The organism is Paenibacillus humicus NBRC 102415 (assembly GCF_004000905.1).
Taxonomy (GTDB): Bacteria; Bacillota; Bacilli; order Paenibacillales; family Paenibacillaceae; genus Paenibacillus_O; species Paenibacillus_O humicus.
In genome coordinates, this window is sequence record NZ_BIMD01000058.1 from 1 (window position 1) to 19,233 (window position 19,233).

The 19,233-nt window shown below is 61.4% G+C and carries 15 protein-coding genes; 5 read left to right on the top strand and 10 right to left on the bottom strand.

Annotated elements, in window-relative coordinates:
- The 4 genes from PHU01S_RS22760 to PHU01S_RS22775 all read left to right on the top strand — a co-directional run.
- A partial coding sequence (locus PHU01S_RS22760) for a YhgE/Pip family protein (protein WP_164763165.1) occupies positions 1-1,011 on the top strand: 1,011 nt, incomplete at its 5' end.
- A gap of 116 nt (positions 1,012-1,127) precedes the next feature.
- On the top strand, positions 1,128-2,903 hold the full coding sequence (locus PHU01S_RS22765; protein WP_246029315.1) for an ABC transporter ATP-binding protein: 1,776 nt from the start codon (positions 1,128-1,130) through the stop codon (positions 2,901-2,903).
- A 185-nt stretch (positions 2,904-3,088) separates the two neighbouring features.
- Positions 3,089-4,405, top strand: a complete 1,317-nt coding sequence (locus PHU01S_RS22770) for an MFS transporter (protein WP_232313136.1) — start codon at positions 3,089-3,091, stop codon at positions 4,403-4,405.
- Between the two features lie 930 nt (positions 4,406-5,335).
- Positions 5,336-6,109, top strand: a complete 774-nt coding sequence (locus PHU01S_RS22775) for a carbon-nitrogen hydrolase family protein (RefSeq protein WP_048747617.1) — start codon at positions 5,336-5,338, stop codon at positions 6,107-6,109.
- A gap of 243 nt (positions 6,110-6,352) precedes the next feature.
- Here PHU01S_RS22775 and PHU01S_RS22780 read toward each other — a convergent pair whose 3' ends face one another.
- A complete protein-coding gene (locus PHU01S_RS22780) occupies positions 6,353-7,447 on the bottom strand; it encodes a putative 2-aminoethylphosphonate ABC transporter substrate-binding protein (protein ID WP_127510099.1) in 1,095 nt (364 codons plus the stop codon).
- A 361-nt stretch (positions 7,448-7,808) separates the two neighbouring features.
- Between PHU01S_RS22780 and PHU01S_RS22785 the strand changes: the two genes are divergently transcribed.
- Positions 7,809-8,855 carry an LLM class flavin-dependent oxidoreductase gene (locus PHU01S_RS22785; protein WP_127510128.1) on the top strand — a complete coding sequence of 349 codons (1,047 nt, stop codon included), beginning with the start codon at positions 7,809-7,811 and terminating at the stop codon, positions 8,853-8,855.
- Positions 8,856-8,965: 110 nt separating this feature from the next.
- Here the strand turns inward: PHU01S_RS22785 and PHU01S_RS22790 are convergent, their stop codons facing one another.
- From PHU01S_RS22790 to PHU01S_RS22835, 9 genes are all read right to left on the bottom strand, one after another.
- On the bottom strand, positions 8,966-9,631 hold the full coding sequence (locus PHU01S_RS22790) for a hypothetical protein (RefSeq protein ID WP_127510101.1): 666 nt from the start codon (positions 9,629-9,631) through the stop codon (positions 8,966-8,968).
- A gap of 112 nt (positions 9,632-9,743) precedes the next feature.
- Complete coding sequence (locus PHU01S_RS22795; protein ID WP_049868438.1) at positions 9,744-10,529, bottom strand: DeoR/GlpR family DNA-binding transcription regulator; 786 nt, start codon at positions 10,527-10,529, stop codon at positions 9,744-9,746.
- Positions 10,530-10,888: 359 nt separating this feature from the next.
- Positions 10,889-12,013: a 2-aminoethylphosphonate--pyruvate transaminase gene (gene phnW / locus PHU01S_RS22800; protein ID WP_049868439.1), complete on the bottom strand. Its 1,125-nt coding sequence runs from the start codon at positions 12,011-12,013 to the stop codon at positions 10,889-10,891.
- Positions 12,010-12,828, bottom strand: a complete 819-nt coding sequence (phnX, locus tag PHU01S_RS22805; protein WP_127510105.1) for a phosphonoacetaldehyde hydrolase — start codon at positions 12,826-12,828, stop codon at positions 12,010-12,012. The genes phnW and phnX overlap by 4 nt, the downstream gene beginning before the upstream one ends.
- 128 nt (positions 12,829-12,956) lie before the next feature.
- Positions 12,957-14,696: a putative 2-aminoethylphosphonate ABC transporter permease subunit gene (locus tag PHU01S_RS22810; RefSeq protein ID WP_127510107.1), complete on the bottom strand. Its 1,740-nt coding sequence runs from the start codon at positions 14,694-14,696 to the stop codon at positions 12,957-12,959.
- Positions 14,693-15,796, bottom strand: a complete 1,104-nt coding sequence (locus PHU01S_RS22815; RefSeq protein ID WP_127510109.1) for an ABC transporter ATP-binding protein — start codon at positions 15,794-15,796, stop codon at positions 14,693-14,695. The genes PHU01S_RS22810 and PHU01S_RS22815 overlap by 4 nt, the downstream gene beginning before the upstream one ends.
- A gap of 391 nt (positions 15,797-16,187) precedes the next feature.
- Positions 16,188-17,141: a DUF4871 domain-containing protein gene (locus PHU01S_RS22825; RefSeq protein WP_127510113.1), complete on the bottom strand. Its 954-nt coding sequence runs from the start codon at positions 17,139-17,141 to the stop codon at positions 16,188-16,190.
- Complete coding sequence (locus tag PHU01S_RS22830; protein WP_069202477.1) at positions 17,138-17,695, bottom strand: RNA polymerase sigma factor; 558 nt, start codon at positions 17,693-17,695, stop codon at positions 17,138-17,140. Before PHU01S_RS22830 ends, PHU01S_RS22825 begins: the two co-directional genes overlap by 4 nt.
- Positions 17,696-18,006: 311 nt before the next feature.
- Positions 18,007-19,080 (bottom strand): oxidoreductase, encoded by a 1,074-nt coding sequence (locus PHU01S_RS22835; protein WP_048750083.1) that lies wholly within the window; start codon positions 19,078-19,080, stop codon positions 18,007-18,009.
- Between the last annotated feature and the right edge of the window lie 153 nt (positions 19,081-19,233).

The following is a 19,233-nucleotide window of genomic DNA, read 5'->3' on the forward strand; positions in this document are numbered from 1 at the left end:
CGGCAAGGGGCCGGGGAGGCCGGGCGCATCGCCGCCGACCTCCTCGGCCGCTACGACAGCGAGCTCGCGCCGCGTGTCGCTGCAGGGGTGAAGGCGGCGCAAAAGGCCGCCGCAGAAGCCGGCGACGCCCTGAAGCGGGCGCATGCCGAGCTGCCTGCCGTGACCGGACTGCTCCAGGATGCCGCCAAAGGCATCGCATTCGGCCAGAGCAAGCTCGATGCCTTCCAGAGTCGGCTGCCGGAGGCCGAAAAGCGGATTCGAGACCTCGCGGCCAAGCTCCGCGAGCTTCGCAAGAAAGGCAATCTCGGCGAAGCCATCGAGCTGCTCAAGAGCAATTACGTCCAAAAAGCCGAATTCCTGGCCCGCCCGATCGAGCTGAAGCAGCATTCGCTGTTCCCGATCGCGAATTACGGAACGGCGATGACGCCGTTTTTCACCGTTCTCTCGCTGTGGGTCGGCGCGCTGCTGCTCGTCTCCATGCTCAGCCTGGATGTCCACCGAGATGCGGCAGTCCAGCATGCCTATCTCGGCCGCTTCCTCACCTTCTGGGCAATCGGCCTGCTGCAGTCGCTGCTCGTTACGATCGGAGACATCCTGCTGCTCGGCGTACGCCCCGCGTCGCCGGTCTTGTTCGTGCTGTCGGGGCTGCTCATCAGCACCGTGTTCATGCTTATCGTCTATACGCTCGTATCCGTTCTCGGCAATGTCGGCAAAGCTGCCGCCATCGTCCTGCTCGTGCTGCAGCTCGCCGGCTCCGGCGGCACGTTCCCGGTGCAGGTCACGGCGCCGATCTTCCGGGCATTTTATCCTTTTCTGCCTTTCACCTATGCCGTCGGCCTCATGCGCGAAACGGTCGGAGGCATTCTCCCGGAAGCCGCGCGCAGAGATTTGTCGATGCTGCTGCTCTTCGGCGTCATCGCGCTGCTCGCCGGCCTGATGCTGAAGAAGCCGCTAGGAAGAGCCGCCGAGAGCCTTGCGGCCAAAGCCCGCGCAAGCGGCATTATCCATTGACCAAGCGCAGCGGGCTTCAGGGAATGCCTGATCCGCAATATCGCCAGCCCCTGCTGTCCCTATGCCTATGTTTTATCCACCATTACGCAGATCCATCTGTGCCCGGAGGAATCAGCATGAGATCCCATGCCGCGTCCGAACCCGATAAAGCTCCGCTGTGGCCGATGTTCAAGCGCCTGTTCCTGCATGTCAAAGGACAATGGCCGCTGCTTCTGGCCGCTTGGCTGTCCATGGCCGCCGTCGCCGCCCTGCAATTCGTCATTCCGAAGCTCACCCAGTATGCGGTCGACCATGTCATTCCCGGCAAGCTCTACGGCCAGCTGCTGCCGATGGCAGGAGCCGTCTTGGGGACGGCGGTGCTGCTCGGCGTATTCGGCTATATCAGCAGCTACACGTTCAGCAAAGCCGGCCAGCAGACCGTCTTAGAGATCCGCAACCGCCTGTACCGCCATTTGCAGAGCCTCGATCTCGGCTTCTACGACCGCCGCCGCACGGGCGACCTGATGTCCCGCATGACGAGCGATGTCAACCAGCTGCAGCAAATGGTCAGCTCCGGAACGATGGGCATCCTGACCGACGCCGTCACATTCATCGCCATTGCCGGTTACATGCTGCTGGAGAATGCGCAGATGACCGTCGCGCTCCTGGCTTTGTTTCCCGTCATGTTCCTGACGGCCCGCCGCTACGGCGGACGGATGCGCCGCACCTTCCGCCGGGTCCAGGAAACCGTGGCGGAGATGAGCAGCCATCTGCAGGACACGCTCTCTTCCATCCGGCTCGTCAAGTCGTTCTCCGCCGAAGAACGCGAAAGCGCTGTATTCGCCCGCTTGAGCGCCCACAACCGGGACGCCAATCTCCGCTCCACCCGCTTCAGCGCGATTTTCAGTCCCATGATCGACCTGCTTCAATACGCCGGCATGGCTTTCGTGCTCGCCTTCGGCTCCTGGCAAGCGATGCGGGGCGATATGACCGCCGGCTCCGTCATCGCCTACCTCAGCTACTTGCGGCTGCTCCAAAACCCGGTCCGGCGCTTCAGCCGCCTTATGAGCACCGTGCAGCAGTCCGCGGCGGCCTATGACCGCATCATGGAGACGATGTCGGCCGTTCCCGACGTCAAGGACCGGCCCGATGCGGGCGAGCTTAGGCTCGCAGGCGGAGAAATCGCGTTCGAGCAGGTTTCGTTCCGCTACTCTTCCTCCTCCTCCGATGTGCTGCATGAATTCAACCTGACGCTGGCCCCGGGCAAAACGACCGCCCTAGTCGGCTCTTCGGGCGCGGGCAAAACGACGGCAGCCCATCTCGTCATGCGCTATTATGACGCAACCCGAGGGCGGATCACGATCGACGGAACCGACATCCGCGATGTGACCCAGGCTTCCCTGCGCCGTCAGATCGCGATCGTCTCGCAGGATGTCATGCTCCGCAACGGCTCCGTGCGGGCCAATCTGACCTACGGCAAGCCCGGGGCCGCCGAGGAGGAAATGATCAGCGCCGCGCAGGCGGCCTACGCGCATCCGTTCATCGAGGAGCTTCCGGACGGTTACGATACGGAAGTCGGAGAGAGAGGCGTCCGCCTCTCCGGCGGGCAGAAGCAGCGGCTTTCCATCGCCAGGGCGCTGCTTGCCGACCCCAAAGTCATCATCCTCGACGAAGCGACGGCATCTCTGGATACGGAATCCGAACAGCTCATCCAAGCAGCGTTGGAAACCCTTTTGTCCGGAAGAACAAGCCTCGTCATCGCTCACCGCCTCTCCACCGTCCGCAGAGCCGATCTCATCGTCGTCATGGAGCAAGGACGCATCGTTCAAAGCGGCACCCACGAGGAGCTCATGGAGCAGGGCGGCCGCTATCGCCATCTGTACGAGCTTCAGTTTCCGCAGCAGGCAGGATGACTTCATTCTTGCTGCAAGCCGATTGATCCGCTCCTCGGCAGAAAGGCTCCATTCACTCCGCTGCAAGCAGGCGGATTCCGTCCTTTTTCTTTACCGGGTATGAAACTCCCGGCCGGGGCGAATCCTACCCAAGGACGCTTTTCCGGCGCTCGAGTACATTACGCGAGAGAAGGGTGACGGCAGGAGTGAAACCAGATAAACGCGGCGGTTCCGCCGCCGTATCGGGCGGAGGGATAAAGCGGCCGCGCGGAAAGTTCGTTGGCAGGGAGCCTCAGCCATCCCACAAAAAAGCCGATGACAGCCGCACAGCCGCCCTTCTCGCCCTCTCATCCGTTCCTTTGATCATGACGCTGGGCAATTCCATGCTTATTCCCGTGCTGCCCGCCATCGAAACGGCGCTCGGCATCACGCCTTTGCAGGCAAGCCTCATCATCACGGTCTACTCCGTCATGGCCATCATTCTGATTCCGATCGCCGGATATCTATCCGACCGCATCGGCCGCAAGAAGGTCATCATTCCCTCGCTGATCCTGGCCGGGGCGGGAGGCGCTGTATGCGGCTGGGCCGGCAGTCTCCAGCCAGGGGGTTACGGCATCATTTTGGCGGGAAGAGTGCTGCAGGGAATCGGCGCTGCCGGCGCCATGCCGATCGTCCTCCCTCTGGTCGGGGACATGTTCCGGAGCGAGCAGCAGGTCAGCGCGGGACTCGGGCTGATTGAAACCTCCAACACATTCGGCAAGGTGCTCAGCCCGATTCTCGGATCGGCTCTCGCCCTTCTTGCCTGGCAGGCGCCGTTCTGGTCCGTGCCTATTCTTTGCGCGCTCTCCATTATCCTTGTGCTGTTCCTGGTCAAGGTTCCGCCCAAGCAGGGCGAGGAAGCAGCAGCGCCTCCGCCTCCGGGCAAATTTTTGAGCGGCGTTTGGAACCTTTACCGAAGCAAGGCGGGATGGCTGACGGCTTTGTTCGTCGTAGGCTGCTTTTCGATGTTCATTTTATTTGGGCTGCTGTTCTACCTGTCGGAAACGCTGGAAAAAAGCCATCACATGAAGGGCATCCTGAAAGGCCTTGTGCTCGCGATTCCTTTGGCCGTTCTGTGCGCTGCTTCTTATGCTGCGGGAAAATGGATCGGCGAGCATAAAAAAGTGATGAAATGGACCGTCACCGGAGGGTTCCTCCTCTGCGCGGCCAGCATCGCCGCCTGCCTGTTCTGGGAGGCGACCTCCATCCGCATCGCCCTGCTGTCCGGCGCAGGCCTTGGCATCGGTGCCGGCTTGCCCTGCCTCGATGCCTTCATTACCGAAGGCATCGACAAGGAGGAGCGCGGGACCATCAGCTCGCTGTACAGCAGCATGAGATTTATCGGCGTGGCCGCAGGCCCGCCCGTCGCTTCGCTGCTCATGAAGCAGTCCGCGCCTTTGCTCCTGGGAGTAATGGCTTCCGTGGCTGCCGCCGCCTTCATACTCGCACTTGCCGGGATTCGCCCGCGCAATGACAAAGGCTGAGCCGCTCAAGCGGCTCAGCCTTTCGCCGATTTCAGGCCATCCCGGCTTTACGGTATGCATCTGCTTTCACTTCTTACAGACCTTCCGGGTACGGGTAGGTGTCCCGCTTTTCGCCAATCAGGCCATTCGGCTATACGGACATAAATTCTGCTCTCGAAGCTTACAGGCTTCCGGCTTTACGGGCATAAGCTCCGCTTTCACCGCTTACAGGCTACCGGCTTTACGGGCATAAATTCCGTTCTCGAAAGCTTACAGGCTCCCGGCTTTACGGGCATAAGCTTACAGGCTCCCGGCTTTACGGGCATAAGTTCCGCTTTCGCCGATTTCAGGCCTCGCCAGTTCCTCCCACTGTCCGCCGATACAGGCCATTCCGGATTTATCGGACATACGTTCCGCTATTTGACCCATTTGAAGGCTAATTCAGATTTATCGGACATACGATCCGCTATTCCCCATTTTTTATCCGCATAGAGGTAGATTTTACAGAAATAACGGATCTGATGTCCGATAATCGCCCATGAAGGCTCATTCTCGCTCAAATAACGGATCCTATGTCCGATATCGGTTAATTGGCATTTCCCCGTTTGATTTAGAAGCACAACCGAGGCGCGCAGGCATCATTGGCATCATATTTGTGATCTCATAGGCGTTTTCTTGTCTCCAGTTCCGTTTTTCTAACTTCTCTTCTGTTTTCTGATACCATTCTTCTCTTCTGTTTTCTGATCCCATTTGTAAACGGTGAGTTCATGTTTCGTTTTCGGCTTCCGTATCTGTCTTCGATTTTGTGCTGCATTCGTTAACTTTCGGCTTCATTTTCCTTGCTTTCTCTACTTGACCCCGTTGGTTGTGTTCCGACATCCTTTTCCAGAAAAGCCTATGCAGGCTGCTTGGAGACATCTTACAATAGAAGAAAAAGGGGATGGATACCGAATGGAAAAGAATCTCGTCCGAATCGCACTCGCCCAAACCCGCTTTCCCAAGTCTCTAGTGGATGGAGAAGATCTCATAGCCCGAGGAATAAGCCAGGCTGCAGATCAGGGAAGCGCCATCGTCTGTTTTCCGGAGGCAGTCCTTCCGGGGCTGAGAGGGGTCGGCTTCGATGTTGAGCCCTATGATCACGAGGCCATGCAGGCTGTGCTGAAGCGCGTCTGCGAGCTGGCCGCCAGCCGCCGGATCGCGGTCGTTCTGCCTACGGAATGGAGGGGCGAGGGAGGCATGGAGCTGGCGGCATTTGTCATTTCCGCCGATGGCGAGCTTCTTGGACGCCAGACCAAAAATCAGCTCGATCCGGACGAAGAGCCATTCGGTTACAACCCCGGCGTTGGAAGAACGCTGTTCGAGATCGAAGGGCTCAAGTTCGGCATCGTCATCTGCCATGAGGGGTGGAGGTATCCCGAGACCGTCCGCTGGGCCGCGCGCCGAGGAGCGGATATCGTCTTTCATCCCCAGTTCACTCCCGCGGTGCCCAACCCTGAATTCTACATAGGCGCCATGGCTTGCCGCAGCGGGGAGAACCAAATTTACTTCGCGAGCGTCAATTTCGCCTTGAAAGGTCAGCAGGTCGTCACCAGCCTGATCTCCCCTGCCGGTGAAACGCTTGCCTCGGCATCGCCCGAAGTCGACGAGCTGATCGTCTATGATATCGACCCTGCCCAGGCTACTCGCCGTCTTGCGGGCAGGCTGCGGCCGGAGCTGCTTGGGTGAGCAGCGCGCCAAACAAATAAATGGGGATAGGCCGGCAGGCCATCCCCGTTTTCACTATCCAGCTTTTTCGGCTCAGCTTTTTCGGCTCAGCTTTTCAACTCAGCTTTTTCGGCTCAGCTTTTCGGCTCAGCTTTCCAGTTCAGCTTTCGGCTCAGCTTTTTCGGCTCAGCTTTTCGGCTCGCTTTCTTCTCAGCATTTCAGCTCTTCAGCTCTTCAGCTTCTCAGCTCTTCAGCGCTTCAGCTTCAGCTTTTCGGCTCGCTTTTGCCGTCGTAGCGCCTGGTCCATTCCATCAGAATCTCGTCGCGATCCTTGGCCGCTGCCTGCAGGTCATATTTGATAAGCTGATCGACCGGGTTTTTGGCATAACCGGCCGGAAGCTCGCCCGACTCGTCCTTCACGGCCGTAATGGGATAGTTTTTCTTGTACTCCTTCATCGCGTCGTCCGTGATGGCCCAATCCAGAAACTCCTTGGCGGCCGGGTTGATGTTCGGCTTCTTGATCAGGGCATTGGCTTCGACGTCCCAGCCGGAGCCCTCCGCAGGAAAGACGGCTTCAACCGGCGTTCCCTTGTCCTGCTCGGAGATGACCCGGTAGCCGAAGGAAATTCCGATTGGGTACTCGCCCGTTCCCGCCATCTTGGCCGGCTTGGAGCCGGAGTGCACGTACATGGCGATGTTCTCGTTGAGCTTGTCCATGTAAGCCCATGCTTTGTCGGCGCCCATCAGCTGGATCAGGCCGGAGACGGTCAGGAAGCCCGTGCCCGAGGAAGCAGGGTTCGGCATCGTGATCAGACCTTTGTATTCCGGCTTCAGCAGATCCTCGTACGATCTCGGAATCGCCAGCCCCTTCTTCTCCATCTCCGTCTTGTTGACGGCGAAGGCCGTTTCCCATGCATCGATGCCGACCCAATGGGCAGGCTCCCTGTCATCCTTGAAGGTCGTCTGGATGCGCTCCATGCCCGTCGGCGAATAAGGCTCCAGCATGTCGTTCTGGTCGAGCACGAGCAGGCTGGTCGCCGCCGTTCCCCAGACGACATCCGCCTGCGGGTTGTCCTTCTCCGCCAGCAGGCGGGCCGTTATGATGCCGGTCGAATCCCGGATGATGTTGATCTTGATGTCGGGGTGCTGCTCGTCCCATGTTTGGAGATATTGCTTGATCTGATCGTCCTCAAGCGCCGTGTAGACGAGCAGCTCGGAGCCTGCCTTGCCCTGCTTGGCCTGCGTGCCGCCGGACGAGCCTTCCGATACCGTTCCTCCGCCGCCGGTTCCGTTGCCGCATGCCGCTACCCAGGTGAATGCGGCGAGCATCGCCGCTGTCAACAGCCATTGTTTCTTCATGGTCTTTTCTCCCCTTCGCTTCGGCTTCGCTCTCCCTTCCTACATTAGCGTTGGTTGTTCAATGGAACGTAAAGCGAATATGAATGATTTGTATTGTTTTGGCTCTTATGTGGATTCATCCGAAGTTTTTCTTCACAAAACCCGTGTTTTGGTTGCGTTTCAAGCTCTTCCCGGCCATTCATCCCCTCTTCCAAAATAAAGGGAAAAGAAAAAGGGCATCCTTCTACCTATGCCTTCCGAGTCGGATATGCCCCTTAAAAGCTCTTTCATTTTGCTTACTAAAGTTGAGAAACAATAGATAATTTAGTACAATGAATAGACTTAAAGGAGGCCTATTCTTATGTCCGCTTCACCGAGAAAGATGGAACTTGGAATCAGCACGTTTTTGGAGGCTATGCCAGCCTCGACTGCAGGCCCGACGATCAGTCACGCCCAGCGTCTGCGCAACGCGGTCGAGGAGATCGTCGTCGCCGAGCAGGCCGGTCTGGACGTCTACGGCATCGGAGAGCATCACCGGCCTGATTATGCGGGCAGCGCTCCGGCCGTGGTGCTTGCCGCTGCGGCGCCCCTGACCAAGAAGATCCGCCTGACCAGCGCCGTCACGGTTTTGTCCTCGGACGATCCCGTCCGCGTCTACCAGCAGTTTTCCACTCTCGACGGCCTTTCGGACGGACGTGCCGAAATCATGGCGGGGCGGGGCTCGTTCATCGAGTCGTTCCCGCTGTTCGGCTACAGCCTGGATGATTACAACGAACTGTTCGACGAGAAGCTGGAGCTGCTGCTGAACATCCGGCAGTCGGAAAAAGTAAGCTGGCCAGGCGGCCATCGCCCGGCCATCGACAACCAGGGCGTGTATCCCCGGGCGGTGCAGGAGCCGCTGCCGGTCTGGATCGCTACCGGGGGCAACCCGGAATCCGCCATTCGCGCAGGCCTGCTCGGCCTGCCCGTCGTTTTCGCGATCATCGGCGGCATGCCGGAAAGATTCGCCCCGCTGGTTGATCTCTATCGCCGCGCCGCCGCCCAGGCCGGCCATGATCTCTCGAAGCTGCGGGTCGCCACGCACTCGCACGGCTTCGTCGGCGATACGACGCAGGGAGCCGCCGATGCTTTCTTCCCTCATAACCAGGCGCAGATGAGCGCCATCGGCAAAGAACGCGGCTGGGCCGGCTACGACCGCGCCGCCTACGACCAGTCCCGCACTCTGAGGGGCGCGCTGTATGTCGGCGACCCCGAGTTCGTTGCGGAGAAGATCGTGCTGCTGCGCAAGAACCTCGGCCTCGACCGCTTCTTCCTGCATGTGGACGTCAGCACGATGCCGCATCGCGAAGTGCTGAAGGCCATCGAGCTGCTCGGGACGAAGGTCGCTCCGATCGTGCACAAGGAGCTGGAGCGCATCGAGGGAAGCTGATTCCCTTCGTCCAGCCGCATAAAAGAAGCCCCTCCGGACCAAGCCGGGCCGCGGCACCCTCAAAGGGTCGCGGCGCCAGCTTGTTCCGGCAAGGGGCTTTTTCGTTTTTGTCAGGTCGCGGCCAACATCACCAGCGCTCTAGCAAGCGGTCGGAGAGGATCGCCGATCTGCCTGCCCGTCTCCAGCCCGGCCCTCTCGGCCGCTCCGGCCATCGACAGCTGGGCGACGGATACAGCCAGCCGGGGATCGGACTCCGCCTTCCGGATGAGATGAGCGGTTACCGCATCCTCATAGTCCTTTTTCCGTCCGGCCATGATCAGGCTGAACAGCTCCGGGACGACCTCCGCGCGGACATCCGGCGTCGTGCAGGAGGAAGCCTCCGCATAGGCTTGCAGCCTCGCCATCGTTCCTTCTACTGTGGCCGGGTTGCTGAACAGCAGCAGCTGCGGCTGCCTGATTCGGCAGACTTCCTCGAAAAAGGGTTCATCGATCTTGAGTACAGCCGGCAGTCCGGCTGGCAGACGGGAATCGTCAAGCAGCGCGATATAGTTGGTGCAGGTGATCAGGATGACATCCGCTCCCGCCGCAGCCATCCATTCCAGCTGCTCCAGCACCCTGTCGCCGGCCCCGTCTCTGGCGAAGCCGGGATCCCTTCCGATGCGGGCGAGCAGACCGGGATCGACGTAATGCTCCAGGACGAATCCCCGAGGCGCGATCCCTTGGATATACCCGATATTGGATTCATGCGCATGCAGGCAAGCCAATTTTAGAGGCAATGCAATCTCTCCGTCCGCTTTTCTCCCTATTTTACCAGCAGCTTCCTCCCTTGTCCGGCGCTGGCCCCGAAAAGATTAAAAAGCCCGGCTGTTCCCAGCCAGGCTATCTCTCCTAATCCGCCACGATCCAGTGCACGTCCTTCTCCTCCAGAGACGGCGCCCATTCCATGGGAGGGGCGATATCGCTGACGACGATATCGATCTCCTCCAATCCGCAAGTGCGGCAGTAGTAGATGCTGCCGACCTTGGCATGATCCGCCAGCACGATGCTCTGTTTCGCCTGCTTGAGGAACACTCGCCCCAGCATCGCCCGGTCGTCCTCGAAGCAGGTGACGCCGCCGTCGAGCTGCAAGCCGTCGGCTACGATGAAGGCTTTGTCCACGTGGAAGTTGGCCATGAAATGCATCGCCAGCGTGCCGCTCGTGCGGTAATGCCGGCTGTTGACGCGGCCGCCGACAAAGACGATCTCCCCGTCGAAGACGCCGCGGTTCTTGTAGCTCAGCAGCAGATTCAGCGCATGGATGGACGTCACCAGCACGGTCAGCTGTTTTTTCAGCACCAGCATGTCGATCATCTGAACGGTTGTCGTGCCGTCATCCAGAATGATGACATCCTTGTCCTGGATTAGCGCCGCCGCGGCATGCCCGATCCGCCGCTTCTCCTCCGCCTGCAGCACCTCGCGCTTGACGTACGCCGGCTCTTCCCGCTCGACGTTCACCTTCACGGCTCCGCCGTACACCCGCTTGAGCCGGTTCTCCTGCTCCAGCTCCTCCAGATAGCGGCGTACGGTCTCGCTCGACACTTCGAGCTTGGCCACCAGCTCCGGCGTGCGCACCTTGCCCTGCAGCTGCAGCAGGTTCACGATCATCTGTTTCCGTTCCTCACCCGCCAGCGAAATGGCTGCTCCCCCCTCTAAGTCCAGCCTGCGGGCGAAAATCTCCCTGTCCAGGCTCGTTTCTCTTAACCGTACCTCGGAGCGACGGATTTGTGAAGCCCGAACGAGAATCGATGCTCGGACAGGTATTCTCCCCTGCTCTTGCCTGGTATCTTTCAACAGATTTATCCGGCCCTACCCAGCTTATTTGCTCTTTCTTGCTCTGCCTTGCTCTGTCCTGCCCTTTCTCGCTCTATCGCGCTATCTTGCTCTTTCGTGTTCTTTCTCGCTCTTTCTTGCCCTACCGTGCTCTGTCTTGCCCTTTCTTTCCTGCTCTGTCTGGCCCTTTCTCGCTCCCGCCGCCCTATCCCCCGGATCAGCCTCTAGGCGCCGGAAGCCGGCTCTGTCCGCTCAACCATATAGGCTGCGGCGGCGCAGGTCAGCTCCTTCAGATCCTCCGCCTGCACATCGCCGATGCTGCCGATCCGGAACGTATCGGCGGCGGAAATTTTGCCGGGGTAGATGACGTACCCCCTTTGCTTGAGATAGCCGTAGAACTCCCGGAATTCAAAGCCCTCGGGGCAAAGAAACGCGGTAATGATCGGAGACTGCAGCTCCGCGGGCAGCAGCGGCGCGAAGCCTGCAGCTTCCATGCCTTCGGTGAGCGCCCGCTGCGTACGGACATAACGCTGATGGCGCGCCTCGATGCCGCCCTCCTCATCCAATTCCCGCAGCGCCTGGTCAAAAGCCCGCACGACGTGGGTCGGAGAGGTGAAGCGCCATTTGCCGCCGCCCTTCTCCATCGTCGCCCACTGGTCATGCAGATCGAGCGACAGCGAGCGGGCATGGCCGCCGCAGCGCTCCAGCACGGCGCGGCGGGCGATGACAAAGCCGAAGCCCGGCACGCCCTGGATGCATTTGTTGCTGCTGCTGATCAGCCAGTCGATGCCGAGCTCGGCGGCATCGAGCGGAATGCCGCCGAAGCTGCTCATGGCATCGACGATGAATTCCCGTCCATGCCGCATGACAACGGCAGCCAGCTCGCCCAGCGGATTCAGGATGCCGGTCGTCGTCTCGCAGTGGACGATGGCGACATGCGTCACGCCGGGATCGGCAGCAAGCGCTTCGTCCAGCCGCTCCGGCGAAACCGGGCTGACTTCGCCGAAGCCGAGCCGGGCCGTGTCGATGCCGAGCGTCTCCGCGATCTGCGCCAGCCGCTCGCCGTAGGCGCCGTTGGCCGCCACGAGCAGGCGTCCGCCATCGCGCGGCATCGCCGTGCCGACGGCAGCCTCCACGCTGAAGGTGCCGCTGCCCTGCATCAGGACGGCGGTGTAGGCTTCCGGCGCCGAAGGAGCGGCGAGCAGCGTCAGCCGCTCGCGGATGGACTGGACGAGGCCGTTGTACTCGTCGTCCCAGGTGCACCAGTCGCGCAGCATCGCTTCCTTCACCGTTGCGGTCGTGGAGAGCGGACCCGGCGTCAGCAGCAGATACGGCCTTTCCGCGTTCATGGACGCTCCCCCTTCGCCAGCCGCTCGTTGACCGTCTCGATGAAGCGGTCCAGATCGCCGATCTCGCGGATGACGGCATGCGCTCCGGCAGCCTCCAGACTCGCCGCGATGTCGCGGAAGCGGCGCTCGCGCTCGTCCTCGGACAGCGCGGCGGCCTCAGCCTGCGACAGGCCGAGCTCGTTGCCGCCGAAGACGACTCCGACCGTCCAGACGCCGGCGTTGCGGCCTTCCCTCATATCCGCAGGCGTGTCGCCGCATTTGACATAGGCGGACAGCGGATAAATGCCGAGCACCTCGGCGTTGCGGAAAATCATCCACGGATGCGGCCGTCCCCCGCGGGGCATCTCGTCGGGCGTCACGACGGCATCCGGCGCATAACCCTTCTCCGCCGCGGCAGGCTCGATGATCGCCATCATCTCGCGGGTATAACCGGTCGTCGTCCCGATCCGGATGCCTGCGGCGCGCAGCCGGTCCTGCAGGGCAAGAGCGCCCGGCACAGGATCGGCGAACCGGTCCAGCGTGCTCATCAGCATCGGCTCGAACTCCCGGTACATCTCCTGCACGTCCTGCTCGCCAGGATCGGCGCCATAACGCGCCCTCCATGCCCGCTTCACCTCGTCATCCGCGCAGATGTCGCGCAGATGATCCAGCTTCATGCGGCCCATCGGCTTGCGCACCGCCTCGTCGGATACCTCTACGCCCCGCTCCGCGAACAGGCGGATGAACGCCTCCACCGGCGCCCGGCTTCCGTAGTCCACCATCGTCCCTGCCCAATCCAGAATGACCGCTTGCACGCGAAGCTGTTCTTTTGTCATTTCAATTCCTCCCGAATGTATAAAATGAAATCATTTTCGCCTTGCAGCGGATTCAATCAACCTCGCCGAGCGCAGCCCTGATGAGCATCGGAGGACGGCCGCGACGGCCCGACGGCCGCCTGTGCCGATCAATGCCCGCGCCAGGCAACCGTACGGCGGCGCAGCCGGCAGCTGAGCGCTTCGTAGCCCAGCCGTACGGCCACATTCATGCCGAGGATCAGGACGGACATGGCCGCCGCCATGTCGGTGTCGCCGGCGTCATCCATGCTGACGACGGCGATGGAAGCCAGCTTGAGCTGCGGCCCGTACAGGAAGATGACCGCCGATACGGTAACCATCGCCTGGACGAAGAAGTACACGGCCATTTCCAGAATGGCGGGCAGCGAGAGCGGCACTGTAATTCTCAGGAACGTCCGGAGCCAGCCTGCATTCATGGACAAGGATGCCGTCTCGAATTCCTTGTCCGTCATTTTCAGGGAAGCCGAGGCCGTCATGAACGGAACGGAGAAGAAATGCATGACTCCCGAGAGCACGAGAATCGCCATCGTCCCGTACAGCGCATGCAGCGGATTGCCGGGATGGTTGAAGAAGAAAATGTACGCCAGGCCGATGACCATGCCGGGCAAGGCGAGCGGCAGCACGGACAGGAAGTAGGCGGCCTGCCTGAGGCCTCTCCACAGGGAGATCCGTTCGATGAGATATGCGGCCATGAAGGCTGCGGCCGTACCGATGACGGCGGTCAGCAGGCTCATCCGCACGCTGTTCCAGAAAGGAGCCATGCCGCCGGCGGCAGCGTCGGCGAAGTTGAAATGGCTCAGCGTCAGCGTCAGGTTGTACGGCCACACCTTGATGAGAGAAGCCAGCACGACGGCCGCGAGCAGCGCCGCGATCGCCAGCGCGGCAAGGCATGCATAGATGTAAGCCGCCGCGTCGCGCAGCCTGCCGGGACGGATCCGATAGGCCGTCGAGCGGGAAGTGACGTAGGCCTGCTGCTTGCGAGAGACGACGCGGTCGACGATGAACGCCAGCACCGCCGGGACGCAGAGCACGAGGCTGACGACGGCTCCTAGAGCCATGTTCTGCTGCCCGACGACCTGCTTGAAAATATCGGTGGCCAGCACGTTGTAGGAGCCGCCGACGACCTTCGGCGCGCCGAAATCGGTGAAGCTGAGGGAGAAGCAGACGGTGACGGCTCCCGCAAGCGCGTACTTCACCGAAGGCAGAGTGACGGTCAGCAGCTGGCGCGCCCGCCCGGCGCCCATCGTCTCGGCCGCCTCGTACAGGCGGTAATCGCTGACCGAGAGCGCCGCGGAGAGAATCAGGAACGCTTGCGGGAACGTGTAGACGACCTCGGAGATGATGATGCCGACAGGTCCGTACAGCGGGATGCGCAGCTCGAAGGGCAGCAGGCCGAACAAGCCGGTCGTGACGAAGCCCTGATTGCCGAACAGGTAGGTCAGCCCGATGCCGTGCATCATCGTCGGAGCGAACAGCGGCAGCAGCGCGATGGCCTTGAACAATGCCTTGCCGCGGATCGCGGATCGCGCGAGCGCATAGGCCAGCAGGAACGCCAGCGGCACGGCGATTACGGTCGTCATGACCGAGATGCAGACGGTGTGCCGGAGCGAATTCAGCAGCGCCGGCGATTCCAGGTAGGCCCGGAAATACCGCAGTCCCGCATAGCTTCCGTCCGGACTCAGGAACGCCTGCCGGAACATGAACAGCAGCGGCAGCACAAGACCGGCGGCGAGCAGCGCGAGCAGCAGAATAAGCGAGCTTCCTTGGGCAAGGACGGTGCCGCGGATCGGCGGCTTGCCGGATGCCGCGGCCGGCTGAAGCGGCGAGGAGCCGGAAGGAGGCGCCGTCATCGGCATGCCTCCGACGGGTAGCTCAGCAGCCGGTTTTCCGGCAGCGCCAAATCCAGCAGGGCGCCGCGCTCGAGCCGCAGTCCCGCCGCCTCATGGGCGGGCAGATCGGCATGGATCAGCGCCGGCTCCGCTCCTCCGGACGGATGCGGCAGCAGCACGCTGATCCGCCAGCTGGAGCCGCGGAATTGAGCCTGCTCCACGCGGCCAGCGAGCAGCAGGCATCCTGCTGTCCGGCGCCCGCCCGGCTGCCGCTCGGCTGCTCCTGCCGCCAGCTCCCGCCTGGCGGCGTCGAAAATGTCGTCCGCCCGGGCGATGCGCACATGCTCCGGACGGATGGCCAGCCGGCTGTCCGGACTCGCTGAGCCTACCCATTCCGGAAGGAAATTGACCGCGCCGATGAAGGCGGCCACGAAGGGATCCGCCGGCCGATCGTAGATGTCCGTCGGCGTGCCGGCCTGCATTACCTTGCCGCCGTTCATAACGACGATCTCGTCCGCCATCGTGAGCGCTTCTTCCTGGTCATGGGTGACCATGACGGTCGTGATGCCGAGCTTCTCCTGCAGCTGGCAGAGCTCCTCGCGCAGCATGACGCGGACTTTGGCGTCCAGAGCGGAGAGCGGCTCGTCGAGCAGCAGCACCTCCGGCTGCAGCGCCAGCGCGCGGGCCAGCGCCACACGCTGCTGCTGGCCGCCGGAGAGCTGGGCCGGATAACGGTCCCGAACCCCTTCCAGACGGACGAGCTTCAGCAGCTCGTCCACTCTTGCACCTATTTCCCGCCTTGGCATATTCCCCTTGAGCCCGTATGCGATATTCCCTGCAGCCGTCATATGCGGAAACAGCGCATAGGACTGGAAGACGAAGCCGAAGCGCCGCTTGGAGGCGGGCACTCCCGTCAGGCTGCGTCCGCCCAGCGCCACCTCGCCCCGGTCTGGCTGCTCAAGCCCCGCCAGGATGCGCAGCAGCGTCGTCTTGCCGCAGCCGCTCGGCCCCAGCAGGCAAGTGAGCTTCCCCTCGGGAGCGTGCACGTCCACTCCGCCGAGCGCCTCGAAGGCGCCGAATGATTTGCCTACTCCGCGTGCCGTCAATCCTTCCCTTGCCATGGTCATCCTCCATCCTGCTCGTTCTTGCTTTCATGATAGGAGCGAAGTGTAAATGGGATGTCAAAAACAAGTTAAGATTGTGTGTTTTGTTGTTTTATCTTTTAATTTATGTTGTTTTTGCTTGTTTTTCAAGCTCAATCGGATGACCGGAATCCTGCAAACGATGAATTAGTCTCTCCGTTTGTTCCTTCTCCGAACTGAAAGGGAATGTCCCGCTCCAGCTCCCCCTGGAAATTCCCTGCCGCCGATAGACCGCCCAATTCGTCCCTCCATCGCCATGCAACAAAAAAGAACCGCCCCATGGCGGTCCTTCTTCTCGCTTGCTTCCCATCCCTCGTTCACATCAAACCCGCAATTCCTCTCCTCGCCCGCTTGCTTCCCATCCGCGCTCTCATTCCTTGCCCGGCCGCTTCACATCGACGACGATCGTATCCAGCAGCCTGCCGCCCACGTAAGGAAGCAGCCGCCAGCGTCCCGGCTCGGGCAGCGACATCGTGGTCACGGCGGTCCGGTCCGCTCCGTTCAAGGAGCCGGATAGAAACGGCCTCGCCGAATAAACCTCGACCGGCTGTACCTTTCCTTCCTTGAGCGCCTTCACCTCGAAGCCTCCCTTGAACTCCTCCTCATTCCCCCAGAAATGCCACATGTACTTTTGAGGCATGCCCGCCGTGAAGCCGGCGTCGATGAAGGCCGCCTTCCCTTCCACGCCGCGCATGAAATAGGTGCCGGAGCGGAACTCGGGAATGGCCTCCCAATCCGGCTCGCGCAAGGCGATCGTCACATGGCCGTAAGAAACGCCGTCCAGAAGCACGTCGAGCCTCCACAGTCCTCCCAGGGGGAGGGTGAACTGCATTCCATGCCTCTGCAATCCCTCATACCCGCTGTCGGGATTCCGGATCGTTTCGGACAGAACCGTCTCCTGCAGCCCCGAAGCTCCGTGCACCGCCAGCACCTCCAGGCTTTTTCCCGCAAAAGTATGGAACGGGGCTGTAAAGGAAAAGAGATATCCTTGCGTGATGCCGGCTTTGGCTTCAGGCTCCGGATAAACGGAGAATAAGGGCTTGCCTTCTTCCGGATAAGCGTGCTGCTCCTCCCAGCCGGCCGGAGCCTGGCGGCCGGCTCCGTCGCCCAGAGGCAGCAGCCCTATTCCAGCCATGCAGGCGGCAGCCAGAATGAGGGCGGACAACACCAGCCCCCTCCGCCGAGCTCGGCTTCGGACAAGCCCGTTGCCGGTCCGCTCCTGCAGCTTCCGGTTCACGGCCTGCCTCATCTCCCCGGTGAACCGGGCCGAACCGAACGGAGATGCCTTCATCTTCTCTGCCCATGCCTCTTCCCGCTCCTTCATGGTCCCACGGCTCCTTTCTCTCCGTCGAGCATTTGGGCCAGCTTCTTTCGAGCCCGGTGCGCCCTCGACTTGACGGTGCCCTCCGGCACTCCCAACAAATCGGCTGTTTCTCTCCGAGACAAGCCGTAATGATAATCCAGAATGAGCAGCTCCCTGTATTTGCGCGGAAGGCTCATGACCGCCTCCCACAGCGAGCGGCTCTCCATCCGGTCGAAAAAAACCGTGTCGGCGCCGGGAGCGCTGCCGGATGCCTTGAACATATCCGTCAGCGTCACCTTGCGGACGAAGGCGCTCTGCAAGTAGTGCAGAGCTTTATTGCGGGTAATTTTGAGCAGCCAGCCCTTGACGGAGCCGTCCCCGCGATACGCATGCAGCGAGGTGTAAGCCGACAGGAATACCTCCTGGGACAGATCGTCCGCAGCATCGGCCCGGCGCGTCAGAAAATAGGCGAACCTCCATACGTCGTCTCCGAAATGATTCATCAGATCCTGCAGCACTCTGCCGCGATCAAACCCAGGAGCCAGATGCTTGATATAGTCCAGTTCTTCCGACATGGCCGCCCCCCTTATGCATATAGGACCGCTTGGAAAGACGATCGGTTCCATTTTCATGAAAATGGCATCACAAAGAAATCTGCCGCGCTTCGCGCGCGGCATGCCCCGGGAACCGTTCCGAGCGCTTCCTGTCCGCCTGCCCAGGCGGAGAATTCCTCCGTTTGTGCCGCAGGTTCGGCGATACTGGAACAGCAAAAAGACCGTTTTCCGCCGATAGCCGGAGAAACGGTCGCGTGCCGGGATGCCTTCGGTGTTTTAGCCTTTCCAAAATTCCGTTCCCGAACGGCCGGCTCCTGCCTTCATGCAAGAGCCTAGTCTATTTGGGCGGCTTCGCCGGGTACAGGAGACAGATCGATGACCCTTCGCTCCCTGGCGCTGCGATGCGCCGCCTCGATCAGCCGGATGACCTCCAGCGCTTCCTCCGCGCGGACCGGAGGCTTGCCTCCGCCGGAGATCGCCTCCGCGATTCCCCGGTAGTACTCCTGATAGCTGCCGGGCAGCGTATCGATCTTGGTGCGCATGGTGAGGTCGCCGACGGCCGTCGTCAGCTCGCCGTAGCATTCCTCCTTATCCGCGCCCCAGTCGGCGTCGCCCGGCCGCAGGCCGGCCTTCAGCTGATCCTCCTGCGGATCGAGCCCGTATTTGATATAGCTGCCGAGATCGCCATGGACCATGAACCGCGGCCCCGCCTGCCGGACCAGCGTGCCGGCCCGCAGAATCGCCCGCGACTGGGGATAGGCGAGCACCAGGTGGAAGTAGTCCACCGTCTCCGCTTCCTCCCGGTCGAGCCGCAGATCGGCCCAGATCGAATCCGGGCTGCCTAGAACCTGCACAGCCTGGTCGATGAGATGCGCTCCGAGGTCATACAGAATGCCGGAGCCGGGCAGCGGCTGATCCCGCCACCTCGTCTCGACCTCCACCTCCGGCGAATAGCGGTCGTAATGCGCCTCGTAGACGGAAATCCGCCCGATCGTGCCGGAATCCAGCACCTGGCGCACGGTGAGGAAGTCGTTGTCCCAGCGGCGGTTGTGGAAAACGCTGAGCAGGACGCCCTTGTCCCGCGCCAGCTGTATCAGCTCCTCCGCCTCCCGCACCGTATTGGTGAACGGCTTCTCCACCACGACATGCTTGCCCGCGAGAATGGCGCTCTTGGCATGCTCGTAGTGCAGCGTATTCGGGCTGGCCACGACGACCAGCTCCACTCCGCTGCCGAGCAGCGCTTCCACGTCTTCATACACGTCGACATTCTCGTAATCCTCCCGGACTTTGTCCGTCTGGGAGGTGACGACTCCGGTCAGCTGCAAGCCTTCCTCGGCTGCGATGAGGGGGGCGTGAAATACCGAGCCTGACAGGCCGTATCCGATCAATCCCGTTCGTATGCCCATGATGATTGCCTCCGTTTCGGTAGGATTAGGGTACTTATCCTTACCCGTAGGCCGCCTCCCGGAACCAGGACCAAGCCTCTGCCCGGACGGATCGGCCGCTCGGCTCCTCAGCCCGGTCAAGCCGGCATGCCGGCCCCGGCCCGGACGGATCGG